Source organism: Rhizobium sp. T1470 (assembly GCF_042140505.1).
GTDB lineage: Bacteria > Pseudomonadota > Alphaproteobacteria > Rhizobiales > Rhizobiaceae > Rhizobium > Rhizobium favelukesii.
In genome coordinates, this window is sequence record NZ_CP148092.1 from 264,754 (window position 1) to 286,073 (window position 21,320).

Sequence of the window (21,320 nt, forward strand, 5' to 3'; positions counted from 1 at the left end):
GGTCCTAATGAATCGTTGGCTTCAGTCGCTGTTGCAGCCGCACCATTCCCAGTTCGGCCGCAGTTGACCGGGCATGCTCGGATAGCGACATTGCTCTCTTTATCGCGGCCCGGCTACCTATTTTCATCAGCAAGTCCGCATAATCTGCCTGTGTGTGTGCGAGCCACGGCCGCGAGCCGATTGCCGAGTTCATCTCGAGCGCGTGCTCAAAGTGCTCCGACGCTCTGTCGAATTCACCCAACGCGGCTGCCAACACTCCCAGATAGCGGCTTGCCGCGCCGAAGCAAACGGTCGCCATACCTATCGTGACGGTCATCTCCTTGTAGTCGAGCATAAGCTTATAGAGGGTCTGGGCAGCATCCGCGTCGCCGAGACCGGCGGCGACTTCCGTCAGGAACGAGAGGGACGCACTTCGCTTTCCGTCAAGCGGAAGGGCGAAGCCCGTGCGGGCAAGCTCGCTCAACCTCCGCTGGGCCGCTTCCCGATACCCGAGGTCAAAGGCAACCAAGGCAAAACCCGGTAGCCAGATGGTTTCCTCCGGGTTTTCCTCGATCAACAGTTTCATGACCGGTGCGACCTCCGAGAGGCGGCTCTGCTCCCGTCGGATCGCGAACATCTGCATGCCGTAAACGCCCTCGGGCGCCGCGCCAAGGTTCCGCATCCCCAGCTTCAGCGCTTCTTCAGCGAACTCTTCCGCGGCGGTGAACCTTCCATCGAGGATGGCCATCATCGCTCTTGCGATGCGAGCGTAGAACTGGACGTTGAGATGCTGCCGCTTGGTACCAAGTTCTTCCAGCGCGTCAACCGCCCGATCGGCTCGTGCGCGGTCGCCGAGCTCCGTGGAGACGTAGGCGTCAATTGAAAGCGCTCGGCTTTGCACATCGTCGTCGTCGATCTCACCCGCGAGGCGTCTTATTTCATCTAGGCGAACGATCCGATCGTTTCTCTCCATGACGGATTTGACCGGTGCCGGTGTCAGGAATGGCAGAGTGGAGAGCTCCACAAGCGCAGTTTTATCGCCAACCCGTCGGGCCAGTTCGATTCCTTCACCGTGGCATTTTGCGGCGTTCTTGCTGTCGCTCAGGTAGGTGTATGCCCGCGCAAGGCGGCTGAGAAGCTGGCATCGCGACCTCTTATCCGCTGGTTCAACCATCGCCAGGGCTTCCTCGAGAAGCGGCAACGTTTCGGCAAGCGAATTCGAGGAGAGGAATTTGGAGCCGTCAAGACCGATCACCGCGCGAACAAAGGCTTGCGTGTCGGTCGCTTCGCGTGCCAATGGGGCAGCCAGCCTGTATTTCGCCAGCGAATCCGTCATGCGGCCCGCAGCGAAGAGGGCGTCGCCGAGTTTTAGGATCGCGGCGAGCAGGTCCGTTTGCCGGTCAGGTCCTTTGGGCAACTGCTCTGCGATCGCCAGGGCGTTCTGGAAATGGTCGACCGCCTCATAGTTGGCTGATCGTGCAAGGGCGCGTTCTCCGGCCTTCATCCAGTAGGGAAGCGCGAGCTCAATCCGTTGCGCTTTCTCGTAGTGCTGGGCAATGAGCTCGGGCTGCGTGGCAGCGACGTCGGCATACTGGTCGATGAGAACCCTGGCGATCTCCTCGTGGAAATGTCGACGGCGCCGGTTGAGGAGCGATTGGTAGGCCGCATCCTGAATGAGCGCATGGCGAAAAACGAGAGCATCATGCAAAACGCCGCCTTCGACGACGATCTGGCTGGACTCGAGCTGGTTCAGTGCTTCCTCGAGCGTTCGCTCGTCGAGGCCTGCGATCTTCGAAAGAAGGCCGCGATCGAATTCCCTGCCTATTACGGCGGCAATTTGCGCGACCTTCTTGGCCGTCGTCGCCAAACGATCGAGACGTGTCATCAGGGAGCCCTGCAGACTGTCCGGGATCTCTAAGTTGAGCGACGTCGACTTTCCGCTCTCCACGATCGACCGGGTCAACTCCTCGACGAACAGCGGCACTCCGTCCGTTCGCTCCGCAATCCGTTCGGCAAGCTGTTCGGGAATGTCGGAGACCATCGATTCGATCAGCTCGCGCATCTGCTGCCGGGTCAGGCGCCCAATGGAGAGGGTCGTCGCCTGCGCCAGTCCGCTTGCCCAGTCCGCGCTCCATTCCGGTCGATGGGTCACAACGACAAGGGCGGCTGTGCCGTGAAGCCGGCTGACGACTTCTCTCAGAACTTCGCTGGTGGACGGGTCCATCCAGTGCGCGTCTTCGACGACCATGAGCACCGGTGCGATCCTGGCCGCAAGCAGCAAACGGTTCGCCAATGTGCGGACGAGAAGTTCCTTGCGCTGGTGGGCGGGGAGATCCGGCGGCCTGAACTCGTCGCCGACGTCGAGCGAAAGCAGCTCGGCATAGATCGCGCCAACCTCGGAGGGACTTTCGCCGTAGAGGCGAACAAGGGTGCAAAACTTTTCGACGCGCGTGTTCCGGTCATCTGTCGGGGCAAACGATGCGACCCGGCTTAGTCGCTCGACGATCGGGTAAAAGGCCGAGGTAGCGTGATAGGGTGAACATTGCAATCGGATGAGTTCATGCTGTGTCTCTTGCAGATGCTCTTCGAAAGCCTCGATTAGGCGAGATTTCCCGATGCCAGCCTCCCCCGACAGGAAGACCGCCTGGCCTTGGCCGGCCTTCGCCAACTCCCACCGTTCGAGCAGCAGCCCGATCTCACTAACGCGGCCGACAAATTTCGAAAGCCCGGTGGCATGCGAGGCTTCGAAACGGCTATCCACCTCTCGCTCACCGCGGACTTCGAACAGCGCAATGGGCGAGGTGAAGCCTCTGAGCTCCTGCTCGCCGAGGCTCTGGATTTCGAACGATTGCCCAGCGAGGCGGCGGGTGCTGTCGGAGACCACGATCTGGCCTGGGGCGGCCGCGGCCTGCAGGCGTGCTGCCAGGTTGGGAGTGTCTCCCGCGATCGATGCACGCTCCTTCGCGCTACCGTCGGTGTTGCCAACGACCACGTGCCCTGATGCGATGCCAATGCGCGCCTTCAATTGCTGCGTGTTGGGCGACTGCAGGGCGTCGACGGCGGCCATCGCCTCGAGGCCGGCCCGGATTGAACGCTCGGCATGGTCCTCGTATGCCATGGGCCATCCGAAATAGGCAAGCACGCCATCTCCGAGATACTTGGCGACGTAGCCTCCGAACCGCGTGACTGCGCCGGCGACGCTATCCTGATAACGGCGAGTCAACTCGTGCATGTCTTCCGGGTCGAGCTGCGCCGACAGCGCGGTCGACCCGACCAGGTCGCAGAAGAGCACGCTGAGCAGTCGCCGGTCAGCCGCAGTTTCGGACGCGGCCTCGGTAGCGGCTGAAGCAGCAGGCTGTTCGTCCGGACGTTGCTGCGCAAGTCCGTTTATAGCAGCTAGAATAATCTTCCGGTGCCCAAGCGAGACGCCGAGCTCCCGGAGGTCGGATTCCGCGATATGAGGGAGCGCTCGCAGATCAACGTCATTCTCGACGAAGGCCTCGGCGTACTTGCCAAGACCGAGTTGACTTAGCCAATCCTCAATCGTCTGCATCGACGTCCATTCCGCTCCACCGTTCTTAAAAAAAAATACCACGAGCGTCGCCGTCGTGCCACGCTGTGGCGCAGGGGCTGTTCGCACCCGGAGGGGATCGAGGAAATCAAAGTATCCCGTCGGGACGCCCCTGGGCATCAGGTTTGCTCATGACCGAATTTGCGAAGCTCATTTTCCTTCGCCGCTCAGGCGCGGCATCTTCAAGGCTAGCTATGACTGGGAGGATTATAGACTATCCGCATCTTTTAGCGCATTCTTTGAGCTCGAAAATCGGCCGCTGTGGGGAGCGAAGTCAGTCGTCAGTGCATCGTTCTCGTGAACGCGTCTCGCCAGCGTTCGATCCGACGTCAGGAACTCCAGGCTCGGCTTCAGGAGGGTGTAATGAACAGCGAAAACATCGGGAAGCTCACACAGAATCTTCGCGGCGCTCTTATCGGACGCGATCATGTCGACTACGAGGACGCCCGCAAGCTGTACAACGCCATGATCGACAAGCGGCCGCTGCTGATCGCAAAGTGTACGGATGCAGCGGACGTGAGTGCCGCCGTAAACTTCGGCCGCGACAACGAACTTCCGATCGCCGTCCGCGGCGGCGGCCACAACGGAGCTGGATTTGCCAGCGTCGACGACGGCCTCGTCATCGATCTGTCGCTGCTGCGGGGTGTGCGCGTCGATCCGGTAAGGCGGACCGTTCGCGTCGGCGGCGGGTGCACAACTGGCGACGTCGACCATGCCACCCACGGCTTTAGGCTTGCAATCCCCTTCGGTATCGTCTCGACCACAGGCGTAGCGGGCCTGACGCTGAACGGCGGCCACGGATACCTCACCCGCCAATACGGGCTTGCCATCGACAATCTGATCGAGGCCGACGTGGTGCTGGCGGACGGCACGTTCGTCATCACGAGTAAGACTGAGCGCCCCGATCTCTTCTGGGGGCTGCGCGGCGGCGGCGGCAACTTTGGCGTCGTTACCAGTTTTCTGTTCGAGGCGCACCCTGCGGACACCGTCTATGCCGGTCCGATCTTCTGGGAGTTGAAGAAGGCCGCGGATATTATGCGCTGGTACCGCGAGTTTCTGCCGACCGCGCCGGACGAGTTCTACATTTTCCTTGGGCTACAGACAGTTCCCTCGGCCGATCCATTCCCGGTGGACCATCGTGGCAAGCGGATCTGCGTGATGCTCGTTTCATACAACGGGGCAGTCGCCGACGGGGAGAAGGCAGTCAACGCCGTCCGCAAGGCGCTTCCCGAGCCGATTATCGATTTTGCCGGTCCGATACAATACCCAGCCCTTCAAGCCATGTTCGACGGGCTCTATCCGAAAGGCCTCCAATGGTACTGGAAGGGCGACTTCGTGAAGACGCTTCCCGACGCAGCGATCGAAGCGCACATCGAGCAGGTTGCCAAGGCGCCCAGCGAACCCTCGTGCATGCACCTCTACCCGATCGACGCCGCTGTCCACCGCAAGGCAAAAAATGAAACGGCATGGAATTGCCGCGATGCCACGTGGTCGATGGTGATTGCTGGGGTCGACGCCGACCCGCATCAGGCGCCGACGCTGAAGAAATGGGCAACCGACTATTGGCAGGCCGTCCACCCGTTCGATCTCGGCGGCGCTTATCCGAACTTCATGATGGGCGACGAAGGCGACGCACGCCTGAAGGCCACGTACGGCGACAACTACGAGGGTCTCGTCAACCTGAAAAGGAAATACGACCCGGGCAACTTGTTCCGGATGAACCACAACATCCGTCCTGCAGCCTGACCTCTCGAGGAGCCTGCCGAGAGCGGCGTTGCCTAGAAACGCCACCGTCGAACGGCCGTGATCGCAGGACACCACACCATTCTGGTCGACGGCTGCGTCGCGCCAGGACAGGCCGAGTAAGTCGTCGAAAATGTCAGCGCCCTGCCGCATGCTTCTGGTGAAAAGGAACACGAGCCGGGGCGGCGAGATGACGAACAACGTACGAATTTGCCGATGCCTGGCACTGCGTGCGCAGCGGCTATTTCCATTCCCAGAACAGATTAGACGAGAAGGGCCGGTGCTGCACCATGCTGCCCGCACGATGGGCCTTCTGCTCGTAGGCTGCAGCTTCCGCCTCTCCGTTCAATCCAACAAAATGCATCCTTGTCGACAAAGTCTTTGGTTGTCCCTTCTGGCGGAAGACGAAATGCACCGCGCAGGTCGGGTACTGCCAATTGTCGGTTAGAAGCTCGGCGAACTGCTTCGCATCCTGCTCGCGCCCCTGTCCGGTGAAGGCCAGAAACTGGCCGAGATTGAAAAATCCCGCGAACAGAGGATAGGCACCCTGCTGCTGCATCTGGACAGCCTGACCGGTCGTGAAGTCGCGGCGGTAGGACAGGCCTTCCGTCAGACCTTTCGCTTTCTTTGCGGAGTAGCTGACGAGGTTCTTTTGGGCTAGCAGTTCCATCGTCAACGCGTAGGTCTGGTAGCGCTCCGCGTTGGCGTGAAGGTCATCGATCCTGGCTTTCAGGTCAACGATGTAGTCTCGATACAATGCGGCCGCCATTCTCAACTGCTCCGTCAGCATGAGCGCGCTAGCTATCAGATAATGCCCCAGCTCCAAACCGATTTTGCGTCTCGCGATCCGAGCTTGGGACGGAAATCGCTTCAGGCGTGCAATGCGTGCCCGAGCGCCTTGAGGGCAGCCTCCTGGAGAGCCTCGCTGCGCGTCGGATGCGCATGGATCGTACCGGCGAGGTCCTCCAGCCGCGCGCCCATCTCGATGGCCAGTGCAAAACCCGCTGAGAGTTCGGAAACGCCGACGCCTACGGCCTGCAGGCCAAGGACGAGATTGGTATCGGCCCGGGCGACGACGCGTATGAAGCCCTCCTCCGACAGCATGGTCATCGCCCGGCCATTTGCGCTGAACGGGAATTGTCCGACGCGGATCGCATAGCCTTGAGCACGTGCCTCGTCCGGCGAAAGCCCGGCAGTCACGATTTCCGGATCGGTAAAGCAGATCGCCGGAATGCAGCGTTTGTCCCAGGCGCGCTTCCTGCCGGCAATGATCTCGGCGACCATTTCTCCCTGCGCCATGGCGCGATGGGCCAGCATCGGTTCACCGGTGACGTCGCCGATTGCATAGACGCCCCGCATGGAGGTGCGGCAGCGATCATCGATGCGAAGGTACGGCCCGCTGCGATCGAGATCGAGCTCTTCGATACCTGAGCCTGCCGATCGCGGCCGCCGACCGACCGTGACAAGCACCCGGTCGGCAGGCAGCAGTTGTTGCTGTCCGCCCGATGTCTCGACGACAAGTGCATTGCCGTCGTCCGAGAGGCTCTTTGCCTCCGCTCCCGTCAGGGTGCGAATGCCGAGATCACCAAGCCGGCGCGCGACGGGTCGCACCAGGTCGGCATCATATTGCGGCAGTATCTGCTGGGTGGCTTCGACGACTGTTACCTCTGAGCCCAGCTTGGCAAAAGCGATACCGAGTTCGAGGCCAATGTAACCGCCTCCGACGACAACCAGTCTCTTCGGCACTTCGCCGAGCGAGAGCGCCTCGGTGGACGAGATCACCCGACCGCCGAAAGGAAGGGCGGAAAGTTCCACGGGCTTAGAACCTGTGGCGATAACAACAGTCTCCGCGCGGATGACCTGCATGCCCGTCTCGGTCTCGACCTCGACCGTCTTACCGTCGCGGAAGGCCGCGCGGCCGTGAACGATCTTGACCCTTGCCTTCTGCAGCAGCGCGGAGACACCGCTGTTCAGGCGGCCGACGATGCCGTCCTTCCAGGCAATGGTCTTGGCGAGGTCGATGGTTGCGGCCTCGATACCGATGCCCATTGCGTTTCTGCCGGTCAGCATCTGCTTGGCAGCACCAAACTCCTCGGCCGCATGGATGAGGGCCTTGGAAGGAATGCATCCGACGTTGAGGCAGGTGCCACCCGGCTTGTCAGCCTCGACGATGACGGTGTCGAGACCGAGTTGCCCGGCTCGAATGGCGCAGACATAACCGCCGGGTCCAGCGCCGATGACGAGAAGCTTGCAGACGATCTCTTTCATAAATCCTAGCCTTCGATGAAAATCAGGGCGGGTGTTTCGAGAAGCACCCGGACACGTTGGACGAAGGTGGCAGCATCCCATCCGTCAATGATGCGGTGGTCGAAACTCGAGGATAGGTTCATCATCTTGCGCGGCACGAACTGCGTGCCATCCCAGGCCGGGCGCACGGCAATCTTGTTCACGCCGATAATGGCGACCTCCGGGTGGTTGATCACCGGTGTCGAGACGATGCCGCCGAGCGCGCCAAGCGAACTGATGGTGATGGTCGAGCCGCTGAGCTCGTCGCGGGTCGCGCTACCGGCGCGCGCCGCCTCGGCCAGGCGGCTCATCTCGATCGCACAATCCCAGATGCCGCGTGCCTCAGCGTTCTTGACGACGGGCACGACAAGTCCGGCGGGTGTCTGGGCGGCAATGCCGATATGGACGCCGCCATGCCGGGTGAGGATGCCTTTATCGTCGTCGAAGGTGGCGTTGACACTCGGTTGCTCGGCAACCGCCTTGACGATTGCCCGCATAAGGAACGGCAGCACGGTGAGTTTCGGCTGCTCTGGCTTGCGGTCGCGGTTCATCGTGGCCCGCAGCTCCTCCAGCGCGGTCACGTCGACTTCCTCGACATAGGTGATGTGGGGAATGCGAGAGGTCGACAGCGACATCTTTTCGGCGATCCGGCGCCGAAGGCCGGTGAGCTTGACCTCCTCGGTCGACGTTTTTTTCGCGATGGCCGGTTGGAGGAAGGGCAGCTCGCCGCGCGCGATGAATTGCTCGACGTCTTCGCGAAGGATGCGACCGGCGGGGCCAGATCCCTTGAGCTGACGCAGGTCGACGCCGCTTTCCCTTGCCAAAAGCCGAACAGATGGCGACGCCAGCGGTTTTTCTGCGGGAACCGCGGCCTGAGGTCGTGGTGGGAGGGCAGCCGTCGGCGCAGCTGTGTCTTTTGGTTGAACTGTCGGGGGGGGCGCACTTTCAGGAGCCTTCGCGCCAGCAGCGGCAGGCGCGTCGACCCGTTCGATCGCCGCACCACTGCCCGTCTCGATGCGCACAAGCGGCGCCTTGACCGCGATCTTGTCGCCGATTTCGGCACCCAACCAGACGACAGTCCCCGTGACCGGCGACGGGATCTCGACGGTCGCCTTGTCGGTCATAACGGCGGCGATCACCATATCTTCCTTTACCGGGTCGCCTGCCTTGACATGCCATTCCACGAGTTCGGCCTCGGCCACGCCTTCGCCGACATCGGGCATCTTGATGATGAATTCGCCCATGTCTCAGGCCTCCATGACTTCGGCAAGTGCTCGCCCGACACGTCCGGGGCCGGGGAAGTAATCCCATTCCTGGGCGTGCGGATACGGTGTGTCCCAGCCGGCGACGCGCACGACAGGCGCTTCAAGATGGTAGAAGCAGTGTTCCTGCACGAGCGATGCGATCTCGCCGCCAAATCCCGACGTCAGCGTCGCCTCGTGGACGACGACACAGCGTCCCGTCTTGCCGACGGATTGCACGATGGTATCGAGATCAAGGGGCAGCAGACTGCGTAGATCTATCACCTCGGCATCGATGCCGGTATCCTCGGCGGCCGCCAGCGCGACATGAACCATCGTGCCGTAGGCGATCACCGTCACCGCCGAGCCTGCGCGTCGAACGTCGGCCTTTCCGATCGGAATCGAATAATGCCCTTCGGGCACCTCGCCGAGCTCATGCTTCGACCATGGGGTGACGGGCCGTTCGTGATGACCATCAAACGGCCCGTTGTAGAGCCGTTTCGGCTCCAGGAACATCACCGGATCCGGATCCTCGATGGCGGCAATCAGCAGTCCCTTGGCGTCATAGGGATTGGAGGGCACGACCACCTTCAATCCGCAGACATGCGTAAACAGCGCTTCCGGGCTCTGGCTGTGTGTCTGGCCGCCGAAGATGCCGCCACCCGTCGGCATGCGAAGGACGATCGGGCACGTAAAGTCGCCGTTCGAGCGATAGCGGATGCGGGCCGCCTCCTGGGTGATCTGATCGTAGGCCGGATACATATAATCGGCGAACTGGATCTCGACGCAGGGCTTCAAGCCGTAGGCCGCCATGCCAATGGCCGTACCGACGATGCCGGATTCGCTGATCGGCGTATCGAAACAGCGTGTCTTGCCGTATTTCGCCTGTAACCCTTGAGTGCAGCGAAACACCCCGCCGAAGTATCCGACGTCCTCGCCGAAAACCACCACATCGTCATCGCGGGCCATCGAAACGTCCATGGCGCTTCGCACGGCCTCGATCATCGTCATCCTGGCCATCTCAGAAACCTGCCTTCTGCCGCTGGCGGCGAATGTGGGGCGGCATTTCCGCATAGACACCTTCGAAGATGTCACGCACCGAGGGCCTGCCACCGGCATGCAGCGTGCCGTGATGTTCTGCCTGCTTCTGGGCTTCGATGACCTCGTCCATGATTTCGGCCTCGGCCTGAACATGGCGTTCTTCCGACCATGCGCCCCTGACGATCAGATGCTTCTTCAGACGCAACACCGGGTCACCCAACGGCCAGGCTTCGGACTCGGTCTTCGGCCGATAGGCGCTTGGATCGTCCGATGTCGAATGGGCGCCGACGCGATAAGTGACGTATTCGATCAAGGTCGGCCCAAGGTTGCGCCTGGCTCGTTCCGTGGCCCAGCGAGCAACCGCGTAGACGGCGAGGTAATCGTTGCCGTCGACGCGCAAGGCAGGAATTCCGAAACCAAGTCCGCGCGCGGCAAACGTGCCGGAGCCGCCACGTGCGATCCCCTGGAAGGTGGAAATCGCCCACTGGTTGTTGACGATATTGAGGATGACCGGGGCCTTGTAGGTGGAGGCGAAGACCAAAGCGGAATGAAAATCGGATTCTGCCGTCGAGCCGTCGCCGATCCAGGCCGCCGCGATCCTGCTGTCGTTCTTGATGGCCGAAGCCATGGCCCAACCGACGGCCTGCACATATTGGGTCGCCAGATTGCCTGAGATGGTGAAGAAGCCGTGCTCCTTCGACGAATACATGATCGGCAGCTGACGGCCGCGCAACGGGTCGCTTTCATTCGAGAAGATCTGGTTCATCATCTCGACCATGGGATAGTCGTCGGCGATGAGAAGGCCCGCCTGCCGATAGGTCGGGAAATTCATGTCGCCCTTGCGAAGGGCCTTGCGAAAGGCGCAGCTGACGGCTTCCTCGCCCAGATGCTGCATGTAGAACGACGTCTTGCCCTGGCGCTGCGCCATCAGCATGCGGGCATCGAAGGCGCGAAGCTTCATCATGTTGCGCAGGCCGGTCAGCAGCTCCTCGTTGGACAGCATGCCCGTCCACGGGCCGACGGCTTCGCCCTCCCGATTGAGCACACGGATGATCGAATAGGCAAGGTCGCGGATCTCCTCCGGCGCAACGTCGATCTCGGGGCGCGGCACCACACCGGCCTTGGCAATCTTCACGTTGGAAAAATCAGGTTGGCCGCCCGGTCGCACGGCGGGTTCTGGAACATGGAGGCTCAGTTGAGCTGCGTCCGTCATATCGTAGTTTCCCTCCCAGCTGCGATGTTCGTTTCTCTCCTCAGAAACGGAACGCCGCATTTCTCGTTCTTATAGATTGCGCGCGATCACCATTTTCTGCACGTCGCTCGTTCCCTCGTAAATCTGGCAGATGCGGACATCCCGATAGATACGCTCGACAGGATAGTCGGCCATATAGCCGTAGCCACCATGAATCTGGATCGCATCCGAGCAGACCCGCTCTGCCATCTCGGACGCAAAGAGTTTGGCCATCGATGCTTCCGAAAGGCACGGCAGACCATTGTCGCGCAGCGTCGCGGCATGAAACACCAGCTGACGGGCGGCCTCGATCTGGGTTGCCATGTCGGCGAGGCGGAAGGCGACCGCCTGATGCTCGATGATTGCCTTGCCGAAAGTCGTGCGTTCGCGCGCATAGTCGCGCGCAGCCTCAAAGGCAGCACGCGCCATGCCGACTGCCTGAGCGCCGATCCCGATGCGACCGCCTTCGAGGTTGGCGAGCGCAATCCGATATCCCTGGCCCTCCGAACCCAGCCGCAATTCGGCCGGGATGCGCATGCCGTTGAAGGCGATCTGGCAAGTGTCGGTCGAATGCAGCCCAAGCTTTTCCTCCACGCGGATGACTTCGTAGCCCGGCGTATCGGTTGGGACGATGAAGGCGGTAATTCCCTTCTTGCCGGCATCCGGATCGGTCACGGCAAAGACGATGATCACCTGGCCATTCTTGCCCGAGGTGATGAACTGCTTGGCACCGTCGAGCACGTAATGATCGCCATCGCGGCGCGCCCGGCTGCGCAGATTGGATGCGTCCGAACCTGCTTGCGGTTCCGTCAGTGCAAAGCCGCCGATCCATTCGCCGCTGGCAAACTTGGGCAGGAAACGCTGCTTCTGCTCATCGGTGCCGAATTTCAAGATCGGCACGCAGGCCACGGAACTGTGGACGCTCATGATGGTCGAGCATGGTCCGTCGCCGGCGGCGATTTCTTCAAGTGCGGCTGCATAGGCGACAGTGCCGGTATCGGAACCGCCATAGTCTTCGGGAACCAGCATGCCGAGCATGCCGAGTTCACCCATCTCGTTGAGTTCTTCGCGTGGAAACCTGTGCTCCCGGTCGCGCGCAGCCGCACCCGGGGCAAGGCGCTTTCGGGCAAAATCGCGCGCAAGATCGCGGATTTGTTGGCTCAGATCGGAAAGGATCATGCTCGTCTCCTCCCGGCCCTTCTAATGACGCTCGATTGCAACGGCGGTTGCCTCGCCACCGCCGATGCATAGGGCAGCCATGCCGCGCTTCAGCTCATAGCGCTCGAGAGCCGCAAGCAGCGTGACGAGAATACGTGCGCCAGACGCACCGATCGGGTGCCCAAGGGCGCAGGCCCCGCCATGCACATTGACCTTTTCGTCCGGCAGCCTCAGGTCGCGCATGGCAGCCATGGCGACAACGGCAAATGCTTCATTGATCTCAAAAAGGTCAACGGTATCGAGCGGCCAGCCGATCCGATCGGAGAGCTTCTGCAAGGCGCCGATCGGAGCGGTGGCAAAGAGATTGGGCGCCTGCGAATGCGTGGCATGGCCGCTGATTGTCGCAAGCGCGTTCAATCCCCGGCGTTCGGCTTCGGAACGACGCATCAGCACGAGAGCGGCCGCACCATCGGAGATCGAACTGGAGTTGGCTGCGGTCACGGTACCGCCGTCGCGGAAGGCCGGTTTGAGGAGCGGAATCTTGTCGATCCTTGCCTTGCCGGGCTGTTCGTCTCGGCTGACCATCTGTTCGCCCTTTCCCGCGGTGACGGAGACCGGCGTGATCTCGGCGTCGAAGTAGCCGGCCTCGATGGCCTTTTGCGCGCGCATCAGCGATGTGACCGCATAATGGTCCTGCGCCTCGCGCGTGAACTGATATGCCTCGGCGCAGTCCTCGGCGAAGGTGCCCATCAAGCGTCCCTTGTCATAAGCGTCCTCCAGCCCGTCGAGGAACATATGATCGATGACGCGCCCGTGGCCAAGCCGGTAGCCGCCACGGGCACGATCAAGGAGATAGGGCGCATTGGTCATGCTTTCCATGCCGCCGGCGACGCCGACAGTGGCGCTTCCCGTCGCCAGAAGATCATGCGTCAGCATGACGGCTTTCATCCCGGAGCCACACATCTTGTTGACGGTGCTGGCGCCGGTGGAAAAGGGCAGGCCTGCCCCGATTGCCGCCTGCCGGGCAGGTGCCTGGCCCTGGCCTGCCGGCAATACGCAGCCGAACACGACCTCGTCGACGGCATCGTGCTCGACCAGGCTGCGCTGAAGCGCCGCGCGGATAACAGCGGCCCCGAGCTCGGGTGCGGCTGCCTCTTTGAGTTCACCTTGGAAACCGCCGATCGGCGTGCGCGCTGCACCGACGATGACGATAGGGTCCTGCAAAGCCATTGTCTCAATCCTTCCAGACAAACGGTCAGCGCGCGCTCATGCGCAACGCACCGTCGAGGCGAATGACCTCGCCGTTCAGCATGCTGTTTTCACATATATGGCGCACCAGCGCGGCAAATTCGGCGGGCCTGCCGAGGCGCGGCGGAAAGGGCACACTCTTGCCGAGCGCTTCCTGCACTTCATGCGGCATGCCTGCCATCATCGGCGTTTCGAAAATGCCCGGGGCAATCGAAACGACGCGAATGCCGTGGCGGGCAAGCTCGCGGGCGATCGGAAGCGTCATCGAGGCGATGCCGCCCTTGGAGGCAGCGTATGCGGCCTGGCCGACTTGCCCGTCGAAGGCCGCGATCGAGGCGGTGTTGACGATGATGCCGCACTCGCCCTCGGCATCCGGCTGCTGATGCTGGATGGCCGATGCCGCTAGACGGATCATGTTGAAGGTGCCGACGAGATTGATGCTGATTGTCCGCACGAAATTGTCGAGACTGTGGGGACCATCGCGGCCGATGACCTTCTCGCCCGGCGCCACGCCAGCGCAGTTTACGAGCCCGCTCAAGCCGCCGAATGACTCCAGCGCGGTTGCCACCACAGCGGCTCCATCCTCCGCGTTGGTCACGTCGGCCTTGACGTAGCAGGCATTGGTGCCAAGCTCTGCGGCAATTGCCTCTGCGACTGTATCGTTGAGATCGGCGATGACCACGCGCGCGCCGTTTTCAACCAGCATACGCGCCGTTGCCGCACCGAGGCCTGACCCGCCGCCGGTCACGATAAAGGTTGCTCCACGGATCAGCATCGGTCTCCTCCCATCACCTTGCGATCGTCGCCTGTGGGATGTGCCATCCTTCCGGTACGATCCCAAGGAAGTGGATTCTATTCCGTCGCCATATTGCAAGCGATGACTAAAGTGCTGCATTGTTTTGGACAGTTTTGCCATAAGTGGGAGGAACTGGTGGCTGACATCGATAGGCGCATGATCGCGCCGGGATTCGTCGAGGAGGCGCTCGATAGCCTGAGGCGTATGGGACGGCCGACACGACCACTGCTTTCTTCGCTGGGGCTGCCGGCGGTGGTCGATCAGCCGGTATCGGCCGAAACTTACGGCGCTCTGTGGCTTGCCATCGCCCGAGAGCTCGATGACGAGTTTTTCGGGATGGGCGGGCGGCCGATGCGCAGCGGCAGCTTTACCCTGCTTTGCCATTGCGTCTTGCATGCACGAACGCTCGGCCATGCGCTGCGCCGGGCTCTGCGTTTCCTCGACGTCGTGCTGGATGATCCGCGCGGTCAGCTTGTCGTCAAGGATGGGCTTGCCGAGATCGAGCTGGCCGATGCCGGTGGACCGCGTTCGGCGTTCGCCTATCGCACCTATTGGATCCTCATCCATGGAATAACCTGCTGGCTGGTTGGTCGGCGCATTCCGATCCGGCTCGTCGACTTTCGCTGCGCCGAACCGAAGCAGGAGGCCGACTATCGGCTGTTCTTCGGCGCGCCGGTCAGGTTTGGGCAACCGATAAGCCGCCTTGGCTTCGACAGTGCGATGCTGGAGCTGCCGATCATGCGCACGCAGCAGGCGCTGAAGCAGTTTTTGCGAGGGGCGCCGGCCAATATTCTGGTGCGTTATCGCTATGATGCGGGGCTTGCTTCCAGTGTCAGGCGGCGGCTCGACAAGGTGCCTCCATCTGCATGGAAGAATTTCGGGGATCTTGCCGCAGACATGCGCATGCCGCCGTCCACCTTGCGTCACCGGCTTCGTGACGAGGGACAGAGCTATGCCGGCATCAAGGACGATATACGCCGTGATCTTGCCGTCGACATGCTGCTCAACACGTCGAAGACCATCGGCGATATTGCCGCTCAGCTTGGCTATTCCGAGCCCAGTGCCTTCTTCCGCGCCTTTCGCAAATGGATGTCGAAAAGCCCGGACGCTTTCCGCAGGCAAAGCGGTGCAGCCGCCCTATAAGGTGGACACAACGCTTGAGAATATCCGCCACTTCTCGTGGATCTACGCCCTGAATTTCCCAGAAAATTTTGAAAGTCTTTCGCCGGCGGCATGGAAATACCCGTCGACCTACAAGATCCCTCTGGCCGCCGATCGGCCGAGAATATTCAGCATCCGCCTTGCCGAGTGGTCGGTCAACCGCGAAGACACCATTCGTCGGTCGAAAGCCGTCGGCGAGCCCCCCTGATACTTGCAATCTCCGTGCTTGCAGCAATCTCCATGGCGGTGGCGAGCGTTGCAGACTATTATATTCCTCCTTGCATCGATGCGTCGGCGAGGCCGGAACGTGTGCTGATGGCCATCGAATGCATGCGTGCTCTTGAAGGAAGGTTGACCGGTATGCCTGCCGCTCGCGACGATTTGCGGGATTTTCTGCGCCAAGAGCCAGATTGCATTCTCGTCCAAGTGACGAGAGCAGTCGGCTCGACACCGCGCGATACCGATGCCTGGATGCTGGTGGCCAAGAGCCGCTGCTTTTCAACCATCGGCGGTGGGCAGCTGGAATATATGGCGATCGATCAGGCACGACGCACGCTTCGCCAATCCCAGCCGACCACAACGATGAGCATTCCGCTTGGTCCGGAAATTGGTCAATGCTGCGGCGGTCGGGTCGGGCTGTCGTTCACCCCAGTGACGCGCGACGTTGCAAACGAGCTGATTGCGCGAACCGACGCCGAGATGGCCCGAAGACCTCATGTCTATGTTTTTGGCGCCGGACATGTTGGCGACGCTTTGGCAACGGCATTGTCGCTGGCGCCCCTGCGTACGGTGCTGGTCGATACCCGCGACGACGAGCTTGCCGCGTCGCGTGCATCGGGCATTGAAACATGCCTGACGGCAATGCCAGAGGCGATCGTGCGCGATGCGCCGGCGGGAAGCGCATTCGTCATTCTCACCCACGACCATGCGCTCGACTTTCTGATCGCCGCCGAAGCACTGCGTCGGGGCGATGCCGCCTATGTCGGGATGATTGGCTCGAAGACAAAACGGGCGACCTTCAAGAACTGGCTCACGCACGAAGTCGGGAGCAAAGAGCTCATCGATTGCCTCGTCTGCCCGATCGGCGGCACGGCCATAAAGGACAAGCGTCCCGCCGTCATTGCAACGCTTGCAGCCGCCGAAATCATGGTGGCCGCCCTGTCGTATCACGCGTTGGCCAGTACCAAAAAAACAGTAGCTTAAAGCGGTCCGGCTTTAATCCCCAAGGTCAACGCTCGAAAGGTTCGCCGAGCGAGGCAACGCCATTCAGCTTCAACAGGCGACGATCTGCCGAAATGATGCCGAGCACGATGATCGTGACGAGATAGGGAAGGCTTGCAAGCAGCTGTGACGGAACGTTCAATCCCGTCGCCTGGGCGGCAAGGCTGATCAATGATACGGCACCGAAGAGGCATGCCCCCAGGAAAATGCGGCCGGTCATCCAGGTTCCGAAGACGACAAGCGCGATCGCGATCCAGCCGCGCCCGGCGATCATCCCATCTGCCCAGAGCGGTGTGTAGACCACTGCCGCATAGGCGCCGGCAAAGCCGGCCATCGCGCCGCCGAATGCGACGGCGGCAAAGCGAATGGCAATGACGCGATAGCCAATCGCGTGGGCGGCCTTGGGATTCTCGCCGACGGCGCGCACAACGAGGCCGATCTTCGAATAGGCAAACATTGCCCAGATGGCGAGCGTTGCCGCGAGCGACAGCCACACGACGGCGTCCTGGATGAAGAGCCCGCCAACGATCGGGATGTCCGACAACCAGGGAAGGGCAAGCTTTGGAATTCCCTTGACCGTCAAGCTTTCATAGGTCTTGCCGAAGAGTGCAGACAGACCCTGGCCAAGGATGCCGATGGCAAGTCCTGTTGCCACCTGGTTTGCCCGAAATCCAAGCGCGATAACCGCAAAGACCACGGAAAGGATGGCGCTGCCAAGCCCCGCGACGACGAAGCCTAGAAGATGTCCACCGCCATGGTAGACGATGATGAAGGCAAGTGCCGCGCCAAAGGCCATAAGACCTTCGACGCCGAGGTTGAGAACGCCTGCACGCTCGACCACCAGCTCGCCGAGCGCGGCGAGAAGAAACGGCGTCGCAGCCGCGAGCATGCCAGCAAGGATGAACGCGATGGCGTTCATGGCTGGCTCCAGTAGGCGCTCCGGCGCCATTCGAGACGATAGCGAACGAAGGCGATGGCAACCAGATAGGCGAGCAACAGGCTGCCCTGGAAAACACGGACCGCAGCGATTGGCAGGTTTGCCGACACCATGGCGTTGTCGCCGCCGATATAAAGTGCTGCCATGAACAATGCGGAGGCGACGATGCCAATCGGATGCAAGCCGCCGAGATAGGCGACGATGATGGCCGCATAGCCGTAACCGGTAGAAATCGAGCGCTGCAGCTGTCCCAAGGGGCCTGCGACCTCGGCCGCCCCGGCAAGGCCTGCCGCGCAGCCGCCGATCAGCAGCGATAGCCAGATCGCCCGGCCCTGCCTGAAGCCGGCATAACCGGCCGCGCGCGGCGCCAGGCCACCCACCTGGAGCTTGTAGCCGGTGAAACTCTTCTGCATGAAAACCCAGGCGGCCAATGAAAGGGCGATGGCAATCAGCAGCGAGACGTTGACGCGCGTACCGGAAATCAGGATCGGCACCATGGCGTCATACTGGAACATCACGGATTGGGGGAAGTTGAAGCCGTTCGGATCCTTCCACGGGCCCAGCAGCAGGAAGTTCAAAAGCTGCGCGGCAACGAGGCTCAGCATGAGCGAAACGAGGATTTCGTTGGCATTGAGCCTGACGCGCCAGAATGCGGTGAGCGAAGCCCAAGAGGCGCCGCCGATGACGCCAAGGAAAAGCATCACCGGCCAAATCCACTGCCCGGTTGCCTCAGGAAACCAGACGGGGATCGCGGATGCGAAAATGGCGCCCAGAATGAATTGGCCCTCGGCGCCGATGTTGAAGACCTTGGCGCGAAAGCCGATCGCAAGACCCTGTGCGATGAGCAGAAGCGGTCCCGCCTTCAACAGCACCTCCGCAAAAGAAGCCCAGGAGTAAAAGGGCTCGAGCAGCATTGCGTAGACAACATCGACCGGATCGCGGCCCATCAGCACGTAGAGGCCGAGATTGAGGATGGTGGCCGCCGAAAGGGCAAGGAAGGGTGCTGCCAGCGTTGCGGCAATCGAAGCGCGCTCCCGGCGCACAAGCGTGGGCAGAAAGGCAACGGACAGGGCACTCATGCAATGACCTTCTTCGGCAAGGGCTGTGCGCCAATCATGTAACGGCCGACCTCCTCGGGTCGGGTATCCCTGGTCACGAGCGGCGGACTAAGCGTGCCGTGGTGCATCACCTGGATGAAATCGCAGAGTTCGAAAAGCTCCTCGAGTTCCTCGGAAATCACGAGAATGGCCATGCCGTCATTGCGTAGCGCGACAAGTCTGCGGCGCACCGCGGACGCGGCGCCAACATCGACGCCCCAGGTGGGTTGCGCGACAAAAAGCAGCTTGGGTGAAAGCATGATCTCGCGGCCGACGATGAACTTCTGCAGATTGCCGCCGGAAAGGGCGCCGGCCTCAGTGTCCGGGCCGGGCGTGCGAACGTCATATTGGCGAATGCAGTCATCGGTGAAGGCCGTCGCCTTCGCCTGATCGATCAGGCCATGGCGCAAGAGGGTCAAGGGATGGGCCGTCAACAGGCTGTTGAGAACCAGCGACATCTCCGGAACCGCACCCCGTCCGAGCCTGTCCTCCGGGGCGAATGCAAATCCAAGCTGGCGTCGGGCGGCGGCGTTGAGCCGTCCGACATCCTGCCCCATCATGTAGATCCTGTCGCGCTGTTCTTTCGCCAGTTGAACCTCGCCAGAGATCAACGAGGCGAGCTCGCCTTGACCGTTGCCCGAAATGCCGGCAATGCCGAGGATTTCGCCGGAACGAACGGTGAGCGTGATATCGCTCAACGGTACGGCAAAAGGATCTTCGGGCCGGTGATTAAGGCCGATGATCTCAAGCCGCTTCTCGCCGCCCGACAGCGGCAGCGCCGGCATAGGCTCGGGCATGTCGCGACCGATCATCATGCGGGCGAGGTCGTGGGCATCATGCATGCGTGGGTCGATATGTCCCGTGACACGCCCGCCGCGCAGGATCGTCGCCCTGTCGCAGATCGCCCGAATTTCCTCCAGCTTGTGGGAGATGAAGAGGATGGAAACGCCGCCATCGCGCAGCCTGCGCAAGGTGTCGAAGAGCGTCTCGATGAGTTGCGGCGGCAGGACGGATGTGGGCTCGTCAAGGATCAGCAGCCTTGGACTGGTCATCAGGCAACGTGTGATTTCTACGCGCTGTCGCTCGCCCACGGAGAGCGTGTGCACATGAGCGAGCGGATCGACCTCCAGGCCGAAATCACGCCCGAGTTTGCCGATGCGCTGCATGAGATCGGCTTTCCTGCCTGGAACCACCAGCTGGATATTTTCCAAGACGGTCAGGGTCTCAAACAGCGAAAAATGCTGGAAGACCATGCCGATCCCCTTGCGCCTCGCCTCGGCGGGGGAGGCAAAAGCCAGGGGCTCGCCTCGCCAGACAACGGTCCCGCTGTCTGGCGGCTCGACGCCATAGATCATCTTCATCAGCGTCGATTTGCCCGCCCCGTTTTCTCCGAGAATTGCATGGATCGACTGCGGCGCAACATCCAGATCGATGCCTTGATTGGCATGGATCGGGCCGTAGCTTTTCGAAATGCCGCGAAGCGACAGGAGCGGGACGGTCATGGCTTACTTCGGCAGAGGCGTGGTCACGCCCTTGACGTGCCAGTCCATGGCCACGATTTCGCCATCCGTCAGGGTTTTGCCGGAGGCAGCACCCTCACTGCCATCGGCCTTGGTGATTGGTCCGGTGAACGGCGAAAGGCTTCCGTCGGCAATCTTTTTTTCTGCCGCCTTGATCTTGGTCATCGTGTCGGCCGGGATCGCAGGGTTCCAATCCACGACCTCGACAACCTTGTCGGCAACACCAAGGAAAGTATTTGCGCCCTTGAACGTGTTGGATAGATGGGCATCGACCGAGGCCTTGAAGAACGGCGACCAGTCTGTGGAGACGCAGCCTAGATAGGTCTTCGGGGCGTAGCTTTTCATCGACGAGTTGAGGTTGAAGGCATAGACGCCGGCTTCCTCACATGCCGAAATGACAGAGGGGGTGTCTTGCGCATTGGAGAAGATCACGTCGCATTTTTGGGCAATCAGGGCCTTTGCCGCTTCCTGCTCCTTGGCCGGGTCGAACCACGAGTTCACCCACACGACCGAAACCTCGATATCGGGCCTGACGGCCTGGGCACCCAGCGTGAAAGCATTGATGGAGGTGATCAACTCGGGGATGGCGAAGGCAGAAACCGAACCGAGCTTGCCGGTCTTGGAAAGAGCAGCAGCCGCCATGCCAAGCAGATAAGTGCCCTGGAAATACTTGGCAGCAAATGGCGAGAAGTTCGGAGCCACCTGAAAGCCCGATGCATGCAAGACGGTGACTTTGGGATTGCGGCGGGCAATCTGCAGGGCACCGTTCTGATACCCGAAGGAGCCGGCAATCAGGAACGTGTTTCCGTCGGCGACCGTCTTGTTCATGATCCGGTCAGCGTCCGGGCCCTCGGGAATATTCTCGACGACCGTCACCTTCACCTTGTCGCCATACGCGGCCTTGATGGGGTCGAGGCCGGCAGCGAGCGCGTGCCCCCAGCCAACGTCGCCGACCGGAGAGGGGACGACGAGTGTGATGCCGAGCGGTTTGTCAGCCGCCAGCGCCGCGCGGCCGCCAATGGCGCCGGCCAGGCCGGCAGCGGCGGCTGTCTGCATCAGGGTTCTGCGGGTTATCATTGTCATGTTTTGG

At 61.5% G+C, this 21,320-nt stretch carries 16 protein-coding genes and 1 pseudogene; 4 read left to right on the top strand and 13 right to left on the bottom strand.

Annotation, left to right across the window (positions count from 1 at the left end; genetic code table 11):
- Positions 1–4 precede the first annotated feature (4 nt).
- A complete protein-coding gene (locus tag WGT02_RS22360; protein ID WP_040680872.1) occupies positions 5–3,532 on the bottom strand; it encodes an adenylate/guanylate cyclase domain-containing protein in 3,528 nt (1,175 codons plus the stop codon).
- A 381-nt stretch (positions 3,533–3,913) separates the two neighbouring features.
- Between WGT02_RS22360 and WGT02_RS22365 the strand changes: the two genes are divergently transcribed.
- Complete coding sequence (locus tag WGT02_RS22365; protein ID WP_208246881.1) at positions 3,914–5,296, top strand: FAD-binding oxidoreductase; 1,383 nt, start codon at positions 3,914–3,916, stop codon at positions 5,294–5,296.
- A 238-nt stretch (positions 5,297–5,534) separates the two neighbouring features.
- Here WGT02_RS22365 and WGT02_RS22370 read toward each other — a convergent pair whose 3' ends face one another.
- From WGT02_RS22370 to WGT02_RS22405, 8 genes are all read right to left on the bottom strand, one after another.
- Positions 5,535–6,062 (bottom strand): hypothetical protein, encoded by a 528-nt coding sequence (locus WGT02_RS22370; protein ID WP_208246883.1) that lies wholly within the window; start codon positions 6,060–6,062, stop codon positions 5,535–5,537.
- A gap of 101 nt (positions 6,063–6,163) precedes the next feature.
- On the bottom strand, positions 6,164–7,561 hold the full coding sequence (gene lpdA, locus WGT02_RS22375; RefSeq protein WP_024317256.1) for a dihydrolipoyl dehydrogenase: 1,398 nt from the start codon (positions 7,559–7,561) through the stop codon (positions 6,164–6,166).
- A gap of 5 nt (positions 7,562–7,566) precedes the next feature.
- Positions 7,567–8,823, bottom strand: coding sequence for a dihydrolipoamide acetyltransferase family protein (locus WGT02_RS22380; protein ID WP_208246885.1), 1,257 nt, complete (start codon positions 8,821–8,823; stop codon positions 7,567–7,569).
- A gap of 3 nt (positions 8,824–8,826) precedes the next feature.
- Positions 8,827–9,840 carry an alpha-ketoacid dehydrogenase subunit beta gene (locus tag WGT02_RS22385; RefSeq protein ID WP_024317254.1) on the bottom strand — a complete coding sequence of 338 codons (1,014 nt, stop codon included), beginning with the start codon at positions 9,838–9,840 and terminating at the stop codon, positions 8,827–8,829.
- A gap of 1 nt (position 9,841) precedes the next feature.
- Positions 9,842–11,074 (bottom strand): 3-methyl-2-oxobutanoate dehydrogenase (2-methylpropanoyl-transferring) subunit alpha, encoded by a 1,233-nt coding sequence (locus WGT02_RS22390; protein WP_024317253.1) that lies wholly within the window; start codon positions 11,072–11,074, stop codon positions 9,842–9,844.
- Positions 11,075–11,143: 69 nt separating this feature from the next.
- Complete coding sequence (locus WGT02_RS22395; RefSeq protein WP_024317252.1) at positions 11,144–12,271, bottom strand: acyl-CoA dehydrogenase family protein; 1,128 nt, start codon at positions 12,269–12,271, stop codon at positions 11,144–11,146.
- A 21-nt stretch (positions 12,272–12,292) separates the two neighbouring features.
- Complete coding sequence (locus WGT02_RS22400) at positions 12,293–13,480, bottom strand: acetyl-CoA C-acyltransferase (protein WP_024317251.1); 1,188 nt, start codon at positions 13,478–13,480, stop codon at positions 12,293–12,295.
- Between the two features lie 25 nt (positions 13,481–13,505).
- On the bottom strand, positions 13,506–14,273 hold the full coding sequence (locus WGT02_RS22405; RefSeq protein WP_208246887.1) for a 3-hydroxyacyl-CoA dehydrogenase: 768 nt from the start codon (positions 14,271–14,273) through the stop codon (positions 13,506–13,508).
- Between the two features lie 102 nt (positions 14,274–14,375).
- On the opposite strand from WGT02_RS22405, the gene WGT02_RS22410 reads away from it, so the two are divergent.
- From WGT02_RS22410 to xdhC, 3 genes and pseudogenes are all read left to right on the top strand, one after another.
- Positions 14,376–15,437 carry an AraC family transcriptional regulator gene (locus WGT02_RS22410; protein ID WP_208246889.1) on the top strand — a complete coding sequence of 354 codons (1,062 nt, stop codon included), beginning with the start codon at positions 14,376–14,378 and terminating at the stop codon, positions 15,435–15,437.
- Positions 15,438–15,537: 100 nt separating this feature from the next.
- Positions 15,538–15,794: pseudogene (locus WGT02_RS22415) on the top strand (xanthine dehydrogenase molybdopterin binding subunit); the annotation flags it as partial.
- Between the two features lie 21 nt (positions 15,795–15,815).
- Positions 15,816–16,658: a xanthine dehydrogenase accessory protein XdhC gene (gene xdhC, locus WGT02_RS22420; protein ID WP_024317248.1), complete on the top strand. Its 843-nt coding sequence runs from the start codon at positions 15,816–15,818 to the stop codon at positions 16,656–16,658.
- A 25-nt stretch (positions 16,659–16,683) separates the two neighbouring features.
- On the opposite strand, the gene WGT02_RS22425 is transcribed toward xdhC, so the two are convergent.
- Genes WGT02_RS22425 through WGT02_RS22440 form a run of 4 tightly spaced genes read right to left on the bottom strand, consistent with a single transcriptional unit; the run spans position 16,684 to position 21,313 of the window.
- A complete protein-coding gene (locus WGT02_RS22425; protein WP_024317247.1) occupies positions 16,684–17,595 on the bottom strand; it encodes an ABC transporter permease in 912 nt (303 codons plus the stop codon).
- Positions 17,592–18,692 carry an ABC transporter permease gene (locus tag WGT02_RS22430; RefSeq protein ID WP_024317246.1) on the bottom strand — a complete coding sequence of 367 codons (1,101 nt, stop codon included), beginning with the start codon at positions 18,690–18,692 and terminating at the stop codon, positions 17,592–17,594. Before WGT02_RS22430 ends, WGT02_RS22425 begins: the two co-directional genes overlap by 4 nt.
- Positions 18,689–20,212: an ABC transporter ATP-binding protein gene (locus tag WGT02_RS22435; protein ID WP_208246891.1), complete on the bottom strand. Its 1,524-nt coding sequence runs from the start codon at positions 20,210–20,212 to the stop codon at positions 18,689–18,691. The genes WGT02_RS22430 and WGT02_RS22435 overlap by 4 nt, the downstream gene beginning before the upstream one ends.
- Positions 20,213–20,215: 3 nt before the next feature.
- The gene (locus tag WGT02_RS22440) at positions 20,216–21,313 is read right to left on the bottom strand and encodes a BMP family ABC transporter substrate-binding protein (protein WP_024317244.1); all 1,098 of its coding nucleotides are present in this window, start codon (positions 21,311–21,313) and stop codon (positions 20,216–20,218) included.
- Positions 21,314–21,320: the final 7 nt, after the last annotated feature.

Excerpts from the sequence above, each read along its gene's own strand:
- WGT02_RS22360 (WP_040680872.1), bottom strand. The coding sequence starts at position 3,532 with ATGCAGACGATTGAGGATTGGCTAAGTCAACTCGGTCTTGGCAAGTAC.
- WGT02_RS22365 (WP_208246881.1), top strand. The coding sequence starts at position 3,914 with ATGAACAGCGAAAACATCGGGAAGCTCACACAGAATCTTCGCGGCGCT.
- WGT02_RS22370 (WP_208246883.1), bottom strand. The coding sequence starts at position 6,062 with ATGGCGGCCGCATTGTATCGAGACTACATCGTTGACCTGAAAGCCAGG.
- lpdA (WP_024317256.1), bottom strand. The coding sequence starts at position 7,561 with ATGAAAGAGATCGTCTGCAAGCTTCTCGTCATCGGCGCTGGACCCGGC.
- WGT02_RS22380 (WP_208246885.1), bottom strand. The coding sequence starts at position 8,823 with ATGGGCGAATTCATCATCAAGATGCCCGATGTCGGCGAAGGCGTGGCC.
- WGT02_RS22385 (WP_024317254.1), bottom strand. The coding sequence starts at position 9,840 with ATGGCCAGGATGACGATGATCGAGGCCGTGCGAAGCGCCATGGACGTT.
- WGT02_RS22390 (WP_024317253.1), bottom strand. The coding sequence starts at position 11,074 with ATGACGGACGCAGCTCAACTGAGCCTCCATGTTCCAGAACCCGCCGTG.
- WGT02_RS22395 (WP_024317252.1), bottom strand. The coding sequence starts at position 12,271 with ATGATCCTTTCCGATCTGAGCCAACAAATCCGCGATCTTGCGCGCGAT.
- WGT02_RS22400 (WP_024317251.1), bottom strand. The coding sequence starts at position 13,480 with ATGGCTTTGCAGGACCCTATCGTCATCGTCGGTGCAGCGCGCACGCCG.
- WGT02_RS22405 (WP_208246887.1), bottom strand. The coding sequence starts at position 14,273 with ATGCTGATCCGTGGAGCAACCTTTATCGTGACCGGCGGCGGGTCAGGC.
- WGT02_RS22410 (WP_208246889.1), top strand. The coding sequence starts at position 14,376 with ATGACTAAAGTGCTGCATTGTTTTGGACAGTTTTGCCATAAGTGGGAG.
- xdhC (WP_024317248.1), top strand. The coding sequence starts at position 15,816 with ATGCCTGCCGCTCGCGACGATTTGCGGGATTTTCTGCGCCAAGAGCCA.
- WGT02_RS22425 (WP_024317247.1), bottom strand. The coding sequence starts at position 17,595 with ATGAACGCCATCGCGTTCATCCTTGCTGGCATGCTCGCGGCTGCGACG.
- WGT02_RS22430 (WP_024317246.1), bottom strand. The coding sequence starts at position 18,692 with ATGAGTGCCCTGTCCGTTGCCTTTCTGCCCACGCTTGTGCGCCGGGAG.
- WGT02_RS22435 (WP_208246891.1), bottom strand. The coding sequence starts at position 20,212 with ATGACCGTCCCGCTCCTGTCGCTTCGCGGCATTTCGAAAAGCTACGGC.
- WGT02_RS22440 (WP_024317244.1), bottom strand. The coding sequence starts at position 21,313 with ATGACAATGATAACCCGCAGAACCCTGATGCAGACAGCCGCCGCTGCC.